The following is a 16,005-nucleotide window of genomic DNA, read 5'->3' on the forward strand; positions in this document are numbered from 1 at the left end:
CGAGCCCCTGATCTTCAGACACAGGCGTGCGTTCGGCGCGCCTTTCTGCCAGCAGCGCATCGGTGGTCCCGTTGCGCTGCTGTTCATTCTGGAGGACGGATTTGGAAGTCTTTATCGATCTGCTGCAATGGCCGGCGATGGTCGTCACGGTGCTGGCAGCCTGGCTGATCGGCTCGCTGAAGCCCCGTCGGCGAACCGTTGGATTCTGGTGTTTTTTGCTGAGCAACCTGCTCTGGGTGATCTGGGGCTGGCACGCCGAGGCGTGGGCACTGATCACCCTTCAGGTGTGCCTGGCACTGATGAATATTCGGGGGGTGAAGAAGAACGACCACGACGCCGCAGAGGCCGAGACAAGCCCCGGCACCTGACGAAATTGCCAGTCCGGGATCGCTGTCTATACTCCGATCGTAAGCGTACCGATTGATTCCGACTGCGCGTGCAAAGCGAGGACTGGCAACCAGGAATTGGGGGGAGCCAGATCGGAGCGTGGTCAGGCAGTAGTTGCGAGCGTTTTGCTCAGCTCTGCTGCCGGACAGGCGGTCGGCGGGATAACAAGAACCATAAGGGGAACCCGCAATGTCGCGACATCCACGAGCCTGGATGGGGATTGGATTGTGTTCGCTATTCGGCCAGGCCCAGGCGGCTTGGGACGTGAATATGCGTTCCGGTGCTACAGACGTCAGCCGCTCCGTTTTCGATCTGCACATGACCATCTTCTGGATCTGCGTGATCATCGGCGTGCTGGTATTCGCAGTGATGTTCTGGTCAATGTTCGCCCATCGCCGCTCCAAGCGGCTGGAGTCAGCGCACTTCCATGAAAACACCAAGGTGGAAGTCCTCTGGACCATCATTCCCCTGCTGATCCTGGTCGGCATGGCGGTGCCAGCCACACGCACCCTGATCCATATCTACGATTCGAGCGAATCGGACGTGGACATCCAGATCACCGGGTATCAGTGGAAGTGGCACTACAAGTATCTGGGTGAGGACGTCGAGTTCTTCAGCAACCTCACCACACCCCGTGATCAGATCAACAACGTCGCCCCCAAGGGCGAACACTACCTGCTTGAGGTCGACGAGCCTCTGGTGATTCCGGTCGGTGCCAAGGTGCGCTTTCTGATCACCGCGGCGGACGTGATCCACTCCTGGTGGGTGCCGGATCTGGCGGTGAAGAAGGACGCCATCCCCGGCTTCATCAACGAATCCTGGACGCGTGTTGAGCAACCCGGCATCTACCGTGGCCAGTGCACCGAATTGTGCGGCAAGGATCATGGCTTCATGCCCGTGGTCGTGGAGGTCAAGTCCCAGGAGGATTACGCCGCCTGGCTTGGCGAGAAGAAAGCTGAAGCCGCCAAGATTGCCGAACTGACGAGTAAGGACTGGACGCTGGAGGAACTGGTCGAGCGTGGCGAGAAGGTCTACCAGACCAATTGCTCGAGCTGCCACCAGGCCAATGGCGAAGGCCTGCCACCGATGTTCCCGGCACTCAAAGGCTCCCCCATCGCCACAGGCGAAGCCGCTGCTCATATCGGGATTGTCGTGAATGGCAAGAAGGGCAGCTCGATGCCTGCATTCGGCCCGCAACTCTCGGAAGTCGACATCTCCGCGGTCGTGACCTACGAGCGACACGCCTGGGGTAACGACACGGGCGACATGGTCACGCCGAAAGACGTGCTCGACTTCAAACAGGCCGAAGAAGCCAGTCAATAAGAGGAGTGGCGGCGATGAGTGCAGTGATCGACGATCATGGTCATGCCGGGCATGACCATCACCATGGCCCGGCCAAGGGGTTATCCCGTTGGCTGTTGACCACCAACCACAAGGACATCGGCTCGATGTACCTGTGGTTCAGCTTCTGCGCGTTCCTGCTGGGCGGTTCGATGGCGATGGTCATCCGCGCCGAGCTGTTTCAACCGGGCCTGCAGATCGTGCAGCCGGAGTTCTTCAACCAGATGACCACCATGCACGGCCTGATCATGGTCTTCGGTGCGGTGATGCCGGCCTTCGTCGGCCTGGCCAACTGGATGATCCCGCTGATGATCGGCGCGCCGGACATGGCGCTGCCGCGGATGAACAACTTCAGCTTCTGGCTGTTACCCGCGGCGTTCGGGCTGCTCGTCTCGACGCTGTTCATGGAGGGCGGAGGGCCGAATTTCGGCTGGACCTTCTATGCGCCGCTGTCCACGACCTATGCGCCCGAATCGGTGACCTTCTTCATCTTTGCCATCCACCTGATGGGCATCAGTTCGATCATGGGGGCGATCAACGTGGTCGCCACCGTGCTCAACCTGCGCGCACCGGGCATGACGCTGATGAAGATGCCGCTGTTCGTCTGGACCTGGCTGATCACAGCTTTCCTGCTCATCGCGGTGATGCCGGTGCTGGCGGGTGTGGTCACCATGATGCTGATGGACATCCACTTCGGAACCAGCTTCTTCAGTGCCGCAGGTGGCGGTGACCCGGTGCTGTTCCAGCACGTGTTCTGGTTCTTCGGCCATCCGGAGGTGTACATCATGATCCTGCCGGCGTTCGGCGCGGTCAGTTCGATCATTCCGGCATTCTCGCGCAAGCCGCTGTTCGGCTACACCTCGATGGTCTACGCCACCGGCGCCATCGCCTTTCTGTCGTTCATCGTCTGGTCGCACCACATGTTCACCGTCGGCATTCCGCTAACCGGTGAGCTGTTCTTCATGTACGCAACCATGCTCATTGCGGTGCCCACCGGGGTGAAGGTGTTCAACTGGGTGTCGACTATGTGGCGCGGCTCGCTGACCTTCGAAGCGCCGATGCTCTTTGCCGTGGCGTTCGTCATCCTGTTCACCATCGGCGGTTTCTCCGGGTTGATGCTGGCCATCGCGCCGGCGGACTTCCAGTACCACGACACCTACTTCGTGGTTGCGCACTTCCACTACGTGCTGGTGCCCGGTGCGATCTTCGGGATCTTCGCTTCGGCTTACTACTGGCTGCCGAAGTGGACCGGCCACATGTACGACGAAACCCTGGCCAAGCTGCACTTCTGGATGAGTTTCGTGGGCATGAACCTGGCGTTTTTCCCGATGCACTTCGTTGGTCTTGCTGGCATGCCGCGGCGGATTCCCGACTACAACATGATGTTCGCGAACTTCAACATGGTCTCCAGCATCGGTGCCTTCATGTTCGGAGCGACGCAGCTGTTGTTCCTGTTCATCGTCATCAAGTGCATTCGCGGCGGCCCCGCTGCTGCGGCCAAGCCGTGGGACGGTGCTGAAGGTCTGGAGTGGAGCGTGCCTTCGCCGGCGCCGTATCACACCTTCAGCGTGCCACCGAGCCTGGAGGAGTTGCATGAACACCGCACTGGCCCCAAGCATGACTAGCCCGTTGGGTACTCGCCATGAAAGCTGAGCTGCCACTGGGTCGCCTGGTCGGCCGCCTGCTGCTGGTGGTGGTCGCCATGTTCGGCTTTGGCTTCGCGCTGGTGCCGATCTATGACGTGATGTGCCAGGCGTTCGGCATCAACGGCAAGACGGCGGGCGCTTACAGCGGCACGCAGACGGTCAATGAGGCACGTGAGGTGCGGGTGCAGTTTCTCGCCACCAATGCATCCGGCATGGTCTGGGAGTTCAAACCCATGTCCGACCAGCTCAGCGTGAACCCAGGCTCCAGCCGGGAGATGCGCTTCGTCGCCTACAACCCTACGGACAAACCGATGACGGCGCAGGCGGTGCCCAGCGTGTCGCCGTCGAAGGCGGCGGCCTATTTTCACAAGACAGAGTGCTTCTGTTTTACCCAGCAGGTGCTTCAACCCGGTGAACGTATCGAAATGCCGGTGCGCTTCATCGTGGATCAGGATCTGCCCGCTGACGTGCGTCATCTGACGCTTGCTTACACCCTGTTCGACATCACGTCTCGCCAACCTCCCGTCGCCGTCGTTTCCCAGGCGTCTGCGGTGGTGGCCAAGGAGAGTCTGCAATGAGCCAACAGACCACCACGCACGAGAACTACTACGTTCCCGCCCAGAGCAAATGGCCCATCGTCGGGACGCTGGCGTTACTGACCACGGTTTACGGGCTCGGGAGCTGGTTCAACGACCTCAAGGCCGGTCGCGACGAGCTCAGCGGGCCGGTGATTTTCTTCGTTGGCGCACTGCTGATCGCTTACATGATGTTCGGTTGGTTTGGTGCCGTCGTGCGCGAAGGGCGGGCGGGGCTTTACAGCGCGCAGATGGATCGCTCGTTCCGCTGGGGCATGAGCTGGTTCATCTTTTCCGAGGTGATGTTCTTTCTCGCGTTCTTTGGCGTGCTGTTCTACATCCGCTACTGGGTCGGCCCTTGGCTCGGTGGCGAGGGGGACAAAGGGGTGAGCGCCATGCTCTGGCCGAATTTCGAATACAGCTGGCCGCTGCTGAACAATCCCGATCCCAAGCTCTATCCTGCTCCGGAGGGCACCATCAGCCCTTGGGGCCTGCCGCTGATCAACACCATTCTGCTGGTGACCTCCAGCTTCACCCTGACCTGGGCGCACCACGCGCTGCGCAAGGGCAACCGCAAGCATCTCAAGCTCGGGCTGGGCCTGACCGTGCTGCTGGGCGCTGCCTTCCTGATACTGCAGATCGAGGAATACATCCACGCCTATACCGAGCTCGGCCTGACGCTGGGGTCAGGCATCTATGGCGCGACCTTCTTCATGCTCACCGGTTTCCATGGTGCCCACGTGACCATGGGCGCAATCATTCTGACAGTGATGCTGGTGCGCAGCTTTCGCGGCCATTTCACGCCTGAACAGCATTTCGGCTTCGAAGCGGCGGCATGGTACTGGCACTTCGTGGACGTGGTGTGGATCGGTCTGTTCGTCTTCGTTTACGTGATCTAGCGATGCATCAGGGGCCGAAGCCGGGTTGCAATTGACCCGAATGGAAGCCCCAGGCAATCAGCGCGACGGTCAATGCAGTCAGGGAGACGCGAACGAAAAGGGCGGTCACCACACGTGAAGTGCGACCCTCGTCTTTGACCAGGAAGAAAAGACCACTGAACAGACTGACCAGCGTGGCTACTAATAACAGAACAATCGCCGCCTTGAGCATGAGCGAGTCCGTAGCAGGGGAACTGGGGGTGCAGTATAGCCAGTCATTTCGACACGCCGCGGGGCGTGGCATGAGCCGGTTCAAACCCGGCCTCGTGCCAACCCTGGTGGTCTTTCTCTTGTTGCCGATTCTGATCTGGCTGGGCATCTGGCAGCTCGAACGCGGCGAGCAGAAGCGCGACATGCTGGCGCGCCAGGACGCTCGCCAACAAGCTGCACCAGTTGGGCCGGAGCAGATCGAGTCGCTTGAGGAGCCGGCCTACAGCCGCATTTTCCTGCAGGGCAGTTTCGACGCCGAGCGCAGCTTCCTGCTCGACAGCCGCACCCGTGATGGCCAGGTCGGAGTGGAATTGCTGCAGCCGTTTCAGGATCAGCCGAGCGGGTTGTGGGTACTGGTCAATCGCGGTTGGATTCCCTGGCCTGATCGCCGCATCCCACCAAAATTCGACACGCCAGATCAGCCTCTGAAGCTGGCCGCCTGGGTGTACGCCCCTTCCGGCAAGCCGTTCGTGCTCAACAGGCGCCAGGCCGAAGGCTGGCCGCGGTTGGTCAATCACGTCGATGTCGAGGAAATCTGGGGTGTGCTCGAACGCGATGGGGTCGCTTACGAGTTGCGGTTGGAACCAGGCCCGACGGCGTACCGGGCGGACTGGCCGATCACCACCATGCAACCGCAGCAGCATCTGGGCTACGCCGTGCAGTGGTTCGCGCTGGCTGCAGCGCTGCTGGCGTTGTTCATCTACTTCGGCGTGCATCAGGCACGGGGGAGCAAGCAGTGACGGCGATGAATCCGACTTTCGAACCTACTCAACCTCAACGGCGTAAGGGCAGGCTTCAGCTCCTTCTGATCCTGGCGGTGGTCATCGCGCCGATGTTGTTGGCAGGCGCGATGTACCGCTTCGGTTTCTGGGTGCCTGAAACCCGCAGTTTCGACGGCGTACTGGTCGCCAACGGCCAGGGACGCGATGCGCTCGGCATCGCCGTACCTTCGGAGGCAGAGGCCCGCTGGGAGTTGCTGGTGACCGCGCCTCAAGGCTGCACCGAAGCCTGCCAGGAACTGGTCTACCTGGCGCGGCAGATCAACATTGGCCTGGCCCGCGAAGCAGGCCGCGCCGGGCACGCGCTGGCCAGCGGCACGACGCTCGCTCCGGTATACGAGCAGCAGCTTCAACGCGAATATCCTCAGCTCAAGCGCTATGCCCTGGAGCCGTCGGTATACGCCGAGAACCCTGACGCGCCCGCTGGCGCTCAGCTGTGGATCGTCGACCCGCACGGCAATCTTGTCCTGCGCTACGACGAGAAAATCAAAGGAAAGGCAATCCTCGACGATCTGAAATACCTGCTGAAAATCTCCCAGATCGGTTGATCCAAGGCACTCAGCCGCCTCGCTGAAGTCCCAGAGAGGTTGCCCAAGGAGTAGACGATGGCTAAACCTGGATACCGCCTCGCTGTAATCGCCACGCTACTGGCCGTGGTGGTGGTGTTGCTGGGTGCCTATACGCGACTGACCCACGCCGGTCTTGGCTGTCCGGATTGGCCGGGGTGCTACGGTTTTCTTGCAGTACCGATGAGCGAGCAGGCGCAAAGTCTGGCCGCGCTTCGCTTCCCGGATGCTCCGGTAGAGGTGCGCAAGGGCTGGAACGAAATGGTGCACCGTTATTTCGCCGGTGCGCTGGGGCTGGTGATTCTAGGGCTGGCGGTGCAAGCGGTGCGACGGCGTTCGCTACCGGGTCAGCCATTGAAACTTCCTCTTTTGCTGCTGGCGGTGGTAATCGCCCAGGCCGCGTTCGGCATGTGGACGGTGACCCTGCAGCTCTGGCCGCAGGTTGTCACCGCGCATCTGCTCGGCGGTTTTGCCACCTTGAGCCTGCTGTTTCTGTTGAGCCTGCGCTTATCCGGACGCCAACTCAGCGTGGCACCCATGCCTGGGCGGCTCAGAACGCTGGCGATGGTCAGCATGCTCGCCGTGGTCCTTCAGGTCGCACTCGGGGGCTGGGTCAGCAGTAACTATGCGGCGGTTGCTTGCACCGACTTCCCCACCTGCCACGGCGAATGGTGGCCGGACATGGATTTCGCCAATGCCTTCAACCTTACCCATCATGACATTGGCCCGAATTACCTGGGGGGCTTGCTCTACGGCGAAGCCCGCACTGCGATCCACCTGACTCATCGGCTTGGCGCATTGGCTGTGACGCTGATCCTGCTCACGCTGGCCTGGCAGTTGTGGCGCAACGGGCTGCCGCGTCTGGCTGCGCTGCTGCTGGCGGCGCTGGCCCTGCAGGTCAGCCTCGGCATCAGCAACGTCCTGCTCAACCTGCCATTGGCCGTTGCGGTCGCTCACAACGGCGGCGGCGCGCTGCTGCTGCTGGTGACCGTACTTATCAATCATCGCCTGCGTCTGACCCCGATAGTTGCCACCGCAGCGGCGCCTCAGCCGCATCTGAATTCGAACACGACGGGCAGGCTCGACCTGCCTCGCGCATAAGGAGAATCCCATGGCCACTCTCATCAGCGAACGCGGCGCCCAGGCCACCTGGCGCGACTATCTTGAGCTGACCAAACCAAAGGTGGTGCTGCTGATGCTCATCACCTCGCTGGTCGGGATGTTTCTCGCCACCCGGGCGGGTGTGCCCTGGACGGTCCTGGTATTTGGCAACCTGGGCATCGCCCTGTGTGCCGGCGGTGCGGCGGCGATCAACCATGTGGTGGATCGGCGTATCGACCTGGAAATGGCGCGCACCCACAAGCGGCCGCTGGCGCAAGGACGGGTCGCCCCGGCCGCTGCATTGTTCTTCGCCCTGGCCCTGAGCGTTGCCGGAATGGCGCTGCTACTGACCTTCACCAACGCCCTGGCCGCCTGGCTGACGCTGGCCTCGCTGATCGGTTACGCGGTCATCTACACCGGCTTTCTCAAACGTGCCACGCCGCAGAACATCGTCATCGGCGGGCTGGCGGGCGCCGCGCCACCGCTGCTCGGTTGGGTCGCGGTAACCGGTCAGATCACTGCTGAGCCCTTGCTGCTGGTGCTGATCATCTTTGCATGGACACCGCCGCACTTCTGGGCGCTGGCGATCCATCGCAAGGACGAGTACGCCAAGGTCAATGTGCCGATGCTGCCGGTCACGCATGGCGAGCACTACACCAAGGTGCATATCCTGCTCTACACCGCGATGCTTCTGGCGGTGAGCGTCATGCCCTTCGCCATCCACATGAGCGGCCCTCTGTACCTGGCCGCGGCAGTCTTGCTGGGTGCGCGGTTCCTGTTCTGGACAGTTGTGCTGTATCGCGACAGCCGTCCGCATGCCGCCATCAAGACCTTCAAATTCAGCATCTGGTATCTGTTCGCGCTGTTCATCGCCCTGCTGGTTGATCATTATCTGCCGCTGACCTTCTAAGCCGGCCGCCAAGGACCTTCATGACCCGCATCCAGAAAACCGTATTCATCCTCGTCGCCCTGGTTGCGCTGGTCATTGGCCTGACGGTCTACAAGGTGCTCAACACCGGGCAACAGCTCGATACCGCCGATCTGCTGGATGCCGGCATCGTAATTTTGCCCCAAGGGCGTGACGTGCCGGATCTGACGCTGACCAATCAGGATGGTGAGGCAGTCTCCATGGAGCAGCTGGAAGGGCGCTGGAACCTGCTGTTCTTCGGCTACACCTTCTGCCCGGACATCTGTCCCGCAACGCTCGCTGAGCTGCGTCAGCTGCGCGGCAAACTGCCGGAAGACATCAATCAGCGGCTCCAGCCGGTACTCGTCAGTGTCGACCCCGAGCGCGACACGCCAGAGCAATTGAAGAAGTATCTGGACTACTTCGGAGCCGGCTTCATCGGCCTCACCGGCCCGCTGAACGATATCCAGACCTTGGCCAACGCGGTGGGCGTGCCCTTCATCCCAGCCGACACCTCGAAAGAAAACTACACCGTCGACCACGGCGGCAACCTCGCCCTGATCGGGCCGGATGGCCGACTGCGCGGCTTCGTCCGTGGCCCGCTGCGCACAGAGAAACTTGCCGAGCAGCTGCCGGTGCTGATCAGAAGCGAGGGCTGAGCGCCAGGACAAATGATCCGGCGGGTTGGAATCAGATCGGACTCGTTACGCTAGCCGTGTGCGCTAGCTGGCGCGTTTCCATGATCCTGGCCAGCGCGTTCATTTCCTGGCGGGCATGGGCCGCCCATATCGCCTCGGTGAAAAACAGGCGGGCCAGCAGGTGCCGCAAGTGATTGGCAAAGACGATGCGGATGGTCAGGCCCAGTGTCGTTGCCTCGGGGGCGTGATCGTCAAAGCGGAACTCCACCTCCGAACGTGAGTGCCCCCTGAACAGCCCCAGCACGCGCACTTCGCTGTGCTCGGAGAGCAGGCGCATGCGTTGGTTGGGTATCAGCTCAACCACCCTGTAACGATGTTTGACGTACTGGAAACCGGCCGTTTCCCATATCTCGATCACCGTATCCCTGGTCAGGTGCGTGCCGTTCATTACGTATCGGCGATGCCCATCGCTGAGCTGCAGGTAGTACTCACGCACCTTCATATACGTCTGGAAGGCGAAAGGTCTGGGGCAGCGGGTCACCACCTGCGCCCCAACTTCCACCGCATTGCGTGGCTCCGTCAGGACCCGATACAGGTTGTAGGCCAACCAGCCCAGACCGGCGCACCCCAGAATGATCTCTAGGCCGAACATACATATTCCTTTACGGTGCGCGACGGCCTGGATGGCGAGTCGACCAGCCGCGGGCACGCTCGCGCCGCAGCTATGCCCAGCATAGCCTTGTTCGGGCGCGACGGCTAAGCGTCACGCCCGGGGCCAGCCTATCAGATCGACCAGACGATGTTCACCGAGGCATTGCGGCCCGGCTGGGTCAGGCGGTCGAGATTGGCTGGGGCGAGGAAGCCCGCTTCGCCGGTGCTGTCATAACCGCGCACGTCATCCCATAGCCAGTAGGTCTTATCGGCCAGGTTGTAGAGGCCGGCATTCAGCGTGACGTCTGGCGTGATGCGGTAGTAGCCGGTCAGGTCGACTACGCCGAAACCGGGCGTGCCGAACTGGGTGCTGCCATCGGCGGCGTTGTAGGTGTCGTCATCGACACGGGTCTTACGGCGTACCAGCGTCCAGTTGAGCAGGGCACCGTAATTCCCGCCGGCCTCATCGTAACCAAGCCCGAACACACCGGTCAGCGGGTTGACGCTGTTGAGCGGTTTGCCGGTGTCCTGATTCTCGCCCCAGGCATAGGCAATCGAGCCCTGGGTGTAGAGACCAGAGGGTAAGCCGTAGCCGCCCAGCTCCAGGCGTCCCTGGGCTTCGATACCACGGATCACTGCCTTGTCGATGTTAGTGGACTGGAAAGTGGTGTAGTTGCCACCGCCGCCGAGTGCGTCCTCCTCGATGAAGTCGCGGTAGCGGTTGTAGAAGGCTGCCAGGCCGAAACGGCCGCGTTCGAACTGGCCGCGCAGACCTGCTTCGATGCCTTTGCTGGTTTCCGGGTCGAGCTTCGAATTGCCGATCACCTGATAGCCGCCCGACTCATTGGTGAAGTTACCGTACAGGGCCTTGGCGGTTGGGGTGCGGAAGCCTTCGGCGTACTGACCGTAAGCGGTGTACTGGTCGCTCAGCTCATAGGTGACGCCAAACTTGGGCGAGACGCGGTGCCAGGTCTTTTCGTCGAGGTCGATCGCATCGGCGCGGACCGTGGACAGGTAGGCCGCGGTGCCTTTCGGGTCGAGCGTTTCATGGTCGTAGCGCAGCCCGGGCAGGAAGGCCCAACGGCGATACTCGATGCTGTCCTGCACGTACAGGCCCCAGGTCTGTACGGTTGGGTCAGGGAAGTCGCTGGCATACAGGGGGTTCGCACTGCCGGTGCGCAGGCCGGTCACGTCGCTGTGCCCGTAGCTCAGGCCGTAGGTGAGGTGGTGGGCGGTCTGGCCGAGGGCGACGTGCTTGTCGAGTTGGTTGTCCAGCGTCCAGTTCTGCTCCTGATACGTCGTTTTGCGGTATTTACTTGTGGCGCTGTTGGGCTGGTAGGTGCGCTCATCAGTGCCTGCGTTCTGATAGCTCAGCCGAGCGGTCCAGCTGTCTGCGAAACGTGTGTCCAACGCCAGCCGGTTCTCCAGGCTGTAGCGCTCGCGTTCGATTTCGTTGACCACGTTGCGGCCGAGGTAGGCTTGGGTTGGCCGGCCGAACAAGGCGGCCGGGGCGCTCAGGATGTCGCCGTCCATGCGCGAGCGATAGTGCTCGTAGGTGAGCTTCAGCTGGTTGGCCTCTCCGTAGTGATAACCGAGCTTCGCCAGCACGTTGTAGGCCTCGTTTTCTTCCGGGTTGGCTTTGCTGCGATTGGTGCCAATGCCGCCGACGTTGCCCTGGGTTTCGGTCTCGTCGCCGCTGCGTTTGCTGTAGTGCACCATGCCCTCGAGCGAGTCTCGGCGTGCGGCGAGGGTAGCTGAGCCCAGCCAGCTTCGGTCCGCCGAGCTGTATCCGGTCTTCAAGCGCGCACCAACGTCCTCGCCCGGTTTGATGATGTCGTCGGGGTTCAGTGTGTAGTAGCTGACGGCGCCACCTATGGCATTACTGCTGTAGAGCGCCGAGGCCGGGCCATGAAGTATCTCGACCGCGCGGATGATCTCCGGGTCGACGTAGTTGCGCCGCGTATTGGCATAAGGGCCGAAGACATAGGCGTCCGGCACTTCGACCCCATCGATCCGGGTTAGAACGCGGTTGCCGTCGATACCGCGGATGTTGTAGCCGCCGATGCCCGATGCATGTCCGGTACCGCCGACCGAGATTCCAGGCTGATTACGGACCAGGTCCTGGATGTCGTTGACGTTCTGCTGATCCAGCGCCTCGCGTTCGATCACCGTCACGCTGGCAGGCACTTCGTTTACGGGCGTCTGCGAGCGGGTGGCACTGACGGTGGTGCTTGGCAGCTGCATGGGCTGCGCAGCAAGCGCAAAGGTCGGCGCTAAAGCCAGCAGCGCAAGGCCGGAACCAAGGGATGAGAGGCAAGGCTTGTGCTTCATGGGATGCATTCCTGTGCAGTTTTGGCGGGGCAGATCCTAGGCCTCAATCATCATGATGTAAATCATTCGCATTTGATAATTAGTTTGATTTGACTGTAAGCTCGGTCGCCTCGGGCCCGTCAGCGGGCCGTCCTTCTCTCTTTTCAAGGAAGCTTTGGAGATGCCGCTTACCGCTACTTCTTCCACGCTGTACCAGAACTGGCAGGCATTGCGTCAGACCCAGCCGATGCTGCGCGCACGCGATGCCGCAGCGGCACTGGACGTCAGCGAGGCCGAGCTGGTGGCCAGCAGGCTGGGCCTTGACGCCATCCGCCTGCAGCCGGACTGGCGCGAGTTGCTGCCTGCTCTCGAGTCACTTGGCCGGATCATGGCGCTGACGCGAAACGAGCATTGCGTTCATGAGCGCAAGGGTATCTACCGAGAGACGACCATTGGTGGCAGCGGTCAGGTGGGACTGGTGGTCTCGCCGGACATCGACCTGCGCCTGTTTCTCGCTGGCTGGGCCAGCGCATTTGCGATCAATGAGCAGACCCCAGAGGGCATGCAGCGCAGCCTGCAGATCTTCGATCACCAGGGTGTGGCGGTGCACAAGGTCTACCTGACTGAGAACAGCGATCTGGACGCCTGGGCAACGCTGATCGAGCGTTTCGCCACGCCGCTACAGAACGCGGCATTGGCCCTGCGACCACGCGTGCCTGCACCGGTGGTTCTGGCCGATACGGAGATCGATGGCGTGTCTCTGCGCCAGGGCTGGGCCGAGCTGAAAGACACGCACCATTTCTTAGCCCTGCTGAAGAAGCACGGCGCGCAGCGCACCCAGGCGCTGCGGCTGGCAGGGCGCGAGTGGGCCGAGCGGTTGCCGCTGAACGAACTGTCGGTACTGTTCGAGGGCGCAGCCGCTGCGCAGATGCCGATCATGGTGTTCGTTGGCAACCGTCACTGCATCCAGATCCACACCGGGCTGGTCAACAACCTGCGCTGGATGCACCACTGGTTCAACGTGCTGGATCCGGATTTCAATCTGCATCTCGACACACGCGGCATCACCGAGCTGTGGCGGGTGCGCAAGCCGAGCAGCGATGGCGTGATCACCAGCCTGGAGGCGATCGATGCCGACGGCGAGCTGGTGGTCCAGCTGTTCGGTGCCCGCAAGCCTGGCATCCCCGAGCGTGACGACTGGCGAGCGCTGGCCGAGGCGCCGGCAGCCTTGGAGGCGTGAGCATGCACAAGCTATTGGCGTCACTGTTGGTGCTGGTCAGCGCTGCGGCTCAGGGCGAATCGGTGCCGCAACGCTGGGTCAGCGCCGGCGGCTCGTTGACCGAATGGGTGGTTGCTCTGGGCGGCGAGTCCCGGCTGGTCGGGGTCGATACCACCAGCCAGCATCCAGACTCGGTGCAAGCGCTGCCAAGCATCGGCTATCAGCGTCAGCTGGCGGCCGAAGGCATCCTCGCATTGGCTCCCGAGATACTGATCGGTACGGAAGAGATGGGCCCGCCGACCGTGCTGGAGCAATTGCGCGGCGCCGGCGTCGAGGTCACGACACTCTCTGCCGCGCCAGACCCTCAGGCGTTGTCCAGCAACCTCAAGACGCTGGGCCGCCTGCTGGGTGAGCCCGCGCGCGCGGCACAGCTGCTGGATGACTATCGAAAACGTCTGAAGGACCAGCGTGAATGGATCACCAAGGCCCAGACCGCACAGGCGGCGCCCGGTGTGCTGCTGTTGCTGGGGCAGGGCGGCGGGAACCTGCTAGTGGGCGGTCGGGACACCAGTGCCGACTGGCTGATCGATCAGGCCGGCGGCCGTAACCTGGCCAGCCACAGCGGTTTCAAGCCGCTCTCCAGCGAGGCCCTGACCGCGCTCGATCCGGATGTGCTGATCATCACTGACCGCAGCCTCCAAGGCGACGCGATGCGTGAGGCTTTGCTCGCTCGGCACCCGGCGCTGGCTTCGTTGCGTGCGGTGCGCGAGTCGCGGATCTACAGCCTCGACCCGACTCTGCTGGTCGGCGGGCTCGGGCCGCGTTTGCCTGCGGAGCTGGCGGCGCTGTCCGCAGCCTTTTATCCTCACGCGCAGGCCCTTACCGACATATCCCGATGACCCGCGTCTTACCTCCGCGACCGCTGTTCGCCTTGCTGGCGGTCCTGTTGCTGCTGTCCATCTGGTTATCGCTGGCATTGGGACCGGTCAGCCTTGCGCCGGGCGACACCTGGCGCGCAGTTCTAAACCTCGCGGGGATGGGCGAAGCCGATCCGCAGCTAGCCCAGGCCAAACTCATCCTCGGGCAGATTCGTTTGCCGCGCACGCTGCTGGGGCTGGCTGTCGGGGCGGTGCTGGCATTGACGGGCGTGGCGATGCAGGGACTCTTTCGCAATCCCCTTGCTGACCCTGGGCTGATCGGCGTGTCCAGCGGCGCAGCGCTGGGTGCTGCGGTGGCCATAGTCTTTGGCTCTGCATTTGGCGGTCTGCCCGCTGCCTTGGAACCCTATCTGCTGTCGGTGAGCGCCTTCGCCGGCGGGCTGGCGGTCACCGCCACGGTCTATCGGCTGGGCCGCCGGGACGGCCAGACCAGCGTCGCCACCATGCTGCTGGCGGGTATCGCGCTGACCGCATTAGCCGCTGCCACCATTGGCCTGTTCACCTACCTCGCCGACGATGCCACCCTGCGCACCCTGACATTCTGGAATCTGGGCAGCCTCAACGGTGCGAGCTATGCGCGCCTCTGGCCGTTGCTGCTGATCACCGCCGGGGTGGCGCTCTGGTTGCCGCGCCGGGCGGCTGCACTCAACGCGCTTCTGTTGGGCGAATCCGAAGCGCGGCACCTCGGCTTCTCGGTCGAGAGACTCAAACGCGAGCTGGTGTTTCTCACTGCCCTTGGCGTTGGCGCTGCAGTGACAGCGGCGGGGCTGATCGGCTTTATCGGCCTTGTCGTGCCGCACCTGATTCGCCTGGTAAGCGGGCCGGACCATCGCGTGCTGTTGCCCGCTTCGGCCCTTGCGGGCGCCAGCCTGCTGCTGGTTGCCGACCTGCTGGCGCGACTGCTGCTGGCGCCGGCCGAACTGCCGATCGGCATCGTTACGGCGCTGCTCGGTGCACCCTTTTTCCTGTTCCTGTTGGTCAGGGGGCGCAACTGATGCTTCGCGCGCAAAACCTCGATGTGCGCCGTGCAGCCCGTTGCGTCCTGCATGGCGTCGACTTGCACTTGCGGGCTGGAGAGATCTTTGGCGTGCTGGGTCCGAATGGCGCAGGCAAGAGCACCCTCCTTGGTGCTCTCAGCGGTGAACTCGTAGCCACAACCGGGGGGGTGTTACTAGCGGATCGTCCGCTGCATGACTGGCCGTCACGCGAACGCGCCCATCGCCTGGCCGTGTTGCCGCAGCAGTCCAGCCTGAGTTTTGGCTTTCGCGTGGAAGAAGTGGTCGCCATGGGTCGCTTGCCCCATGCCGAAGGTCGCGCAGCGGATTCGCTGATCGTCGAGCAGGCGTTGGCCGCGGCCGATGCCTGCCATCTCGAGGGTCGCAGTTACCTGTCGCTTTCCGGTGGTGAGCGTCAGCGGGTGCACCTAGCCCGAGTGTTGGCGCAACTTTGGCCTGGCGCGGAAGGTCGTGTGTTGCTGCTGGATGAACCCACCGCCGCACTCGACCCGCTGCATCAGCACAGCACCTTGCAAGCCGTACGTGGCTTTGCCGAGCGCGGCGCGGCCGTGTTGGTGATCCTTCATGACCTCAATCTGGCGGCACGCTACTGCGATCGGTTGCTGCTCCTGCACGAAGGACGCGCATATTTACAGGGTTCAGTCGATGCCGTACTGCAGGCAGAACCTCTACATGACGTGTTCGGTCTGGACGTGCTGGTGCAGCGCCATCCTGAACGGGGACACCCGCTGGTGGTGGTGCGATGAGTGGATCGTGTTCGGCCCAACGGTGATTGCACCCCTA

Annotated in this window: 17 protein-coding genes; 14 read left to right on the plus strand and 3 right to left on the minus strand. The window is 62.5% G+C overall.

Annotated features, from left to right (window positions below):
* Positions 1 to 101 precede the first annotated feature (101 nt).
* The 5 genes from EA797_RS18590 to EA797_RS18610 all read left to right on the plus strand — a co-directional run bounded on the left by EA797_RS18590 (position 102) and on the right by EA797_RS18610 (position 4,848).
* A complete protein-coding gene (locus EA797_RS18590) occupies positions 102 to 368 on the plus strand; it encodes a hypothetical protein (protein WP_122167936.1) in 267 nt (88 codons plus the stop codon).
* Positions 369 to 576: 208 nt separating this feature from the next.
* Positions 577 to 1,710 (plus strand): cytochrome c oxidase subunit II, encoded by a 1,134-nt coding sequence (gene coxB, locus EA797_RS18595; RefSeq protein WP_122167938.1) that lies wholly within the window; start codon positions 577 to 579, stop codon positions 1,708 to 1,710.
* A gap of 14 nt (positions 1,711 to 1,724) precedes the next feature.
* Complete coding sequence (gene ctaD / locus EA797_RS18600) at positions 1,725 to 3,353, plus strand: cytochrome c oxidase subunit I (RefSeq protein ID WP_122167940.1); 1,629 nt, start codon at positions 1,725 to 1,727, stop codon at positions 3,351 to 3,353.
* A gap of 17 nt (positions 3,354 to 3,370) precedes the next feature.
* Positions 3,371 to 3,952 carry a cytochrome c oxidase assembly protein gene (locus tag EA797_RS18605; RefSeq protein ID WP_122167942.1) on the plus strand — a complete coding sequence of 194 codons (582 nt, stop codon included), beginning with the start codon at positions 3,371 to 3,373 and terminating at the stop codon, positions 3,950 to 3,952.
* Complete coding sequence (locus tag EA797_RS18610) at positions 3,949 to 4,848, plus strand: cytochrome c oxidase subunit 3 (RefSeq protein WP_122167944.1); 900 nt, start codon at positions 3,949 to 3,951, stop codon at positions 4,846 to 4,848. Before EA797_RS18605 ends, EA797_RS18610 begins: the two co-directional genes overlap by 4 nt.
* A gap of 7 nt (positions 4,849 to 4,855) precedes the next feature.
* Here EA797_RS18610 and EA797_RS18615 read toward each other — a convergent pair whose 3' ends face one another.
* Positions 4,856 to 5,059: a twin transmembrane helix small protein gene (locus EA797_RS18615; protein WP_122167946.1), complete on the minus strand. Its 204-nt coding sequence runs from the start codon at positions 5,057 to 5,059 to the stop codon at positions 4,856 to 4,858.
* A gap of 70 nt (positions 5,060 to 5,129) precedes the next feature.
* On the opposite strand from EA797_RS18615, the gene EA797_RS18620 reads away from it, so the two are divergent.
* From EA797_RS18620 to EA797_RS18640, 5 genes are read left to right on the plus strand one after another with little or no spacing between them, the layout of a single operon-like run.
* On the plus strand, positions 5,130 to 5,837 hold the full coding sequence (locus EA797_RS18620; RefSeq protein WP_122168138.1) for an SURF1 family protein: 708 nt from the start codon (positions 5,130 to 5,132) through the stop codon (positions 5,835 to 5,837).
* A gap of 5 nt (positions 5,838 to 5,842) precedes the next feature.
* A complete protein-coding gene (locus EA797_RS18625) occupies positions 5,843 to 6,424 on the plus strand; it encodes a hypothetical protein (RefSeq protein WP_122167948.1) in 582 nt (193 codons plus the stop codon).
* A 57-nt stretch (positions 6,425 to 6,481) separates the two neighbouring features.
* On the plus strand, positions 6,482 to 7,543 hold the full coding sequence (locus EA797_RS18630; RefSeq protein WP_122167950.1) for a COX15/CtaA family protein: 1,062 nt from the start codon (positions 6,482 to 6,484) through the stop codon (positions 7,541 to 7,543).
* A 10-nt stretch (positions 7,544 to 7,553) separates the two neighbouring features.
* The gene (cyoE, locus tag EA797_RS18635; RefSeq protein ID WP_122167952.1) at positions 7,554 to 8,453 is read left to right on the plus strand and encodes a heme o synthase; all 900 of its coding nucleotides are present in this window, start codon (positions 7,554 to 7,556) and stop codon (positions 8,451 to 8,453) included.
* A gap of 20 nt (positions 8,454 to 8,473) precedes the next feature.
* Complete coding sequence (locus EA797_RS18640; protein WP_122167954.1) at positions 8,474 to 9,109, plus strand: SCO family protein; 636 nt, start codon at positions 8,474 to 8,476, stop codon at positions 9,107 to 9,109.
* A gap of 31 nt (positions 9,110 to 9,140) precedes the next feature.
* On the opposite strand, the gene EA797_RS18645 is transcribed toward EA797_RS18640, so the two are convergent.
* Positions 9,141 to 9,740, minus strand: coding sequence for a hypothetical protein (locus EA797_RS18645; protein WP_122167956.1), 600 nt, complete (start codon positions 9,738 to 9,740; stop codon positions 9,141 to 9,143).
* Between the two features lie 131 nt (positions 9,741 to 9,871).
* Complete coding sequence (locus EA797_RS18650; RefSeq protein ID WP_122167958.1) at positions 9,872 to 12,079, minus strand: TonB-dependent hemoglobin/transferrin/lactoferrin family receptor; 2,208 nt, start codon at positions 12,077 to 12,079, stop codon at positions 9,872 to 9,874.
* 151 nt (positions 12,080 to 12,230) lie between these two features.
* Between EA797_RS18650 and EA797_RS18655 the strand changes: the two genes are divergently transcribed.
* Genes EA797_RS18655 through EA797_RS18670 form a run of 4 tightly spaced genes read left to right on the plus strand, consistent with a single transcriptional unit; the run spans position 12,231 to position 15,968 of the window.
* Positions 12,231 to 13,289, plus strand: a complete 1,059-nt coding sequence (locus tag EA797_RS18655; protein ID WP_122167960.1) for a hemin-degrading factor — start codon at positions 12,231 to 12,233, stop codon at positions 13,287 to 13,289.
* A 2-nt stretch (positions 13,290 to 13,291) separates the two neighbouring features.
* Positions 13,292 to 14,167, plus strand: a complete 876-nt coding sequence (locus EA797_RS18660) for a heme/hemin ABC transporter substrate-binding protein (protein WP_122167962.1) — start codon at positions 13,292 to 13,294, stop codon at positions 14,165 to 14,167.
* Positions 14,164 to 15,201, plus strand: a complete 1,038-nt coding sequence (locus EA797_RS18665) for a FecCD family ABC transporter permease (RefSeq protein ID WP_122167964.1) — start codon at positions 14,164 to 14,166, stop codon at positions 15,199 to 15,201. Before EA797_RS18660 ends, EA797_RS18665 begins: the two co-directional genes overlap by 4 nt.
* Positions 15,201 to 15,968 carry a heme ABC transporter ATP-binding protein gene (locus EA797_RS18670; RefSeq protein ID WP_122167966.1) on the plus strand — a complete coding sequence of 256 codons (768 nt, stop codon included), beginning with the start codon at positions 15,201 to 15,203 and terminating at the stop codon, positions 15,966 to 15,968. The genes EA797_RS18665 and EA797_RS18670 overlap by 1 nt, the downstream gene beginning before the upstream one ends.
* Positions 15,969 to 16,005 lie beyond the last annotated feature (37 nt).

The organism is Stutzerimonas zhaodongensis, assembly GCF_003696365.1.
Lineage (GTDB): Bacteria > Pseudomonadota > Gammaproteobacteria > Pseudomonadales > Pseudomonadaceae > Stutzerimonas > Stutzerimonas zhaodongensis.

Excerpts from the sequence above, each read along its gene's own strand:
- EA797_RS18670 (WP_122167966.1), top strand. The coding sequence starts at position 15,201 with ATGCTTCGCGCGCAAAACCTCGATGTGCGCCGTGCAGCCCGTTGCGTC.
- EA797_RS18650 (WP_122167958.1), bottom strand. The coding sequence starts at position 12,079 with ATGCATCCCATGAAGCACAAGCCTTGCCTCTCATCCCTTGGTTCCGGC.
- EA797_RS18620 (WP_122168138.1), top strand. The coding sequence starts at position 5,130 with ATGAGCCGGTTCAAACCCGGCCTCGTGCCAACCCTGGTGGTCTTTCTC.
- EA797_RS18645 (WP_122167956.1), bottom strand. The coding sequence starts at position 9,740 with ATGTTCGGCCTAGAGATCATTCTGGGGTGCGCCGGTCTGGGCTGGTTG.
- EA797_RS18605 (WP_122167942.1), top strand. The coding sequence starts at position 3,371 with ATGAAAGCTGAGCTGCCACTGGGTCGCCTGGTCGGCCGCCTGCTGCTG.
- EA797_RS18660 (WP_122167962.1), top strand. The coding sequence starts at position 13,292 with ATGCACAAGCTATTGGCGTCACTGTTGGTGCTGGTCAGCGCTGCGGCT.
- EA797_RS18640 (WP_122167954.1), top strand. The coding sequence starts at position 8,474 with ATGACCCGCATCCAGAAAACCGTATTCATCCTCGTCGCCCTGGTTGCG.
- coxB (WP_122167938.1), top strand. The coding sequence starts at position 577 with ATGTCGCGACATCCACGAGCCTGGATGGGGATTGGATTGTGTTCGCTA.
- EA797_RS18625 (WP_122167948.1), top strand. The coding sequence starts at position 5,843 with ATGAATCCGACTTTCGAACCTACTCAACCTCAACGGCGTAAGGGCAGG.
- EA797_RS18615 (WP_122167946.1), bottom strand. The coding sequence starts at position 5,059 with ATGCTCAAGGCGGCGATTGTTCTGTTATTAGTAGCCACGCTGGTCAGT.
- EA797_RS18665 (WP_122167964.1), top strand. The coding sequence starts at position 14,164 with ATGACCCGCGTCTTACCTCCGCGACCGCTGTTCGCCTTGCTGGCGGTC.
- EA797_RS18630 (WP_122167950.1), top strand. The coding sequence starts at position 6,482 with ATGGCTAAACCTGGATACCGCCTCGCTGTAATCGCCACGCTACTGGCC.
- ctaD (WP_122167940.1), top strand. The coding sequence starts at position 1,725 with ATGAGTGCAGTGATCGACGATCATGGTCATGCCGGGCATGACCATCAC.
- EA797_RS18655 (WP_122167960.1), top strand. The coding sequence starts at position 12,231 with ATGCCGCTTACCGCTACTTCTTCCACGCTGTACCAGAACTGGCAGGCA.
- cyoE (WP_122167952.1), top strand. The coding sequence starts at position 7,554 with ATGGCCACTCTCATCAGCGAACGCGGCGCCCAGGCCACCTGGCGCGAC.
- EA797_RS18610 (WP_122167944.1), top strand. The coding sequence starts at position 3,949 with ATGAGCCAACAGACCACCACGCACGAGAACTACTACGTTCCCGCCCAG.